The sequence below is a fragment of the Bradyrhizobium sp. 139 genome, from assembly GCF_023074175.1.
In the GTDB taxonomy this organism is placed as follows: Bacteria; Pseudomonadota; Alphaproteobacteria; order Rhizobiales; family Xanthobacteraceae; genus Bradyrhizobium.
Genome location: NZ_JADPKS010000032.1, coordinates 1 through 1,436 on the forward strand (window position 1 = coordinate 1; position 1,436 = coordinate 1,436).

Annotated in this window: 1 protein-coding gene and 1 pseudogene; one reads left to right on the plus strand and one right to left on the minus strand. The window is 58.8% G+C overall.

Annotation, left to right across the window (positions count from 1 at the left end):
* Positions 1–236: 236 nt before the first annotated feature.
* Positions 237–944: a hypothetical protein gene (locus IVA80_RS08505; protein ID WP_247427944.1), complete on the plus strand. Its 708-nt coding sequence runs from the start codon at positions 237–239 to the stop codon at positions 942–944.
* 29 nt (positions 945–973) lie between these two features.
* Here the strand turns inward: IVA80_RS08505 and IVA80_RS08510 are convergent.
* Positions 974–1,436, minus strand: a pseudogene (locus tag IVA80_RS08510) (IS3 family transposase); the annotation flags it as partial.

Below are 1,436 nucleotides of genomic sequence, written 5' to 3' on the forward strand. Positions count from 1 at the left end.
CTCTGGGTGCTTCGGCCCCCGTTCGTCATCTCCCCGGTAGCCTTGTGACGCAGTCGAACAGCCGCCGCTTAAGACATATTGCCAACTCTGCGACAGTAGAGCGGATTGCACGAAAACTCTTTACTCTCCTCCCTAGGTGTAAAATTGCTGCGCGCATCCGGCTAATTTGCGGGATTCCGGCCTGACATCGCGCTAAGCTCTTTAATATTACTTTGTTAAAGCCAACGGAGTCGTGAATGGCATCGCCAACCCAGCGCTCTCTCGGAATTCTTAATCTGGAACGAGGCAGGGTGGCCGGCGCTACGCTGCGGGCGCCGCTAAGCGGTTCCTTGATGAGTCCAGCCACTTACGACTTTCCCGTCATTTCAGAAACCGTCGTGGGTGCTTGGGTGGACCTTGTCGTCCCCGGCGCGCCTGAGCTTGAGCCAGCCTGCGTGGCGGCAGCCAAGCGCCTGGTCGAGCGGGGCGCGGTAGCGATAAGCGCCAACTGTGGCTACTTTGTCCGGCACCAAGCGGCTGTCGCCGCGGCCGTAGATGTGCCCGTGCTAACGTCGAGCCTGCTGCTTCTGCCGGCGCTGCTCCGCCAATTGCCGGCTGCCGCCAAGCTAGCCGTAGTGGTCGCCCAGCCGAAGCACATAAGCGAGGACATGCTCGGCATCGACGATCCAGCTGCACGAGCTAGGGTGGTCATCGGAGGTCTCGAAGATAGCGTACTAGTACGAAATGAGAATATGCGACCGCCGCCACCGACGGATATCGCGGACGTCGAGAAGGATGTCATCACCTGCACTGCGCGACTCCGCGATTCGTATCCAGATATTGCGGCATTTCTATTCGAATGCACCGCGCTTCCGCTGACAGCTCCGGCGGTTCGTCGCATGACGGGGCTGCCTGTCTACGACATCACGACACTCTGCCGGATGACGTTGGCGAGTGTCCTGTGATTGATCTTCCACCGAAAAAATGGACAGGGTTAAGCTGCTTTTAGCTCCATCTCGATCGGGCTGATAAGCCGATGGCGGAGTGACGACGAATTCGATTGTAGAAGCCCTCGATATAGGCAAAGAGATCTCGTGTGGCTTCTGTCCGCGTTTCATAGTGCCGGTGGTGAACGAGCTCCGTCTTGAGCGTGTGAAAGAAGCTCTCCATCGGAGCATTGTCATAGCAGTCGCCCTTGCGGCTCATCGAGGCCCTGAGGCCGGTGGCTTGCATCAGCTTGCGATAATCCGCCGAGGCATATTGAACACCGCGATCGGAATGGTGGATCAGGCCGGCATTTGGCCGCTGCGCCGCGATTGCCATTCGCAACGCCGCCAGAGGCAGCTCGGCGCGTAAATGATCCGCCATCGCCCAGCCGACGATCTTGCGGCTGTAGAGGTCCATGACCGTGGCCAGATAGAGCCAGCCCTGATCAGTCTGGACATAGGTGATGTCGG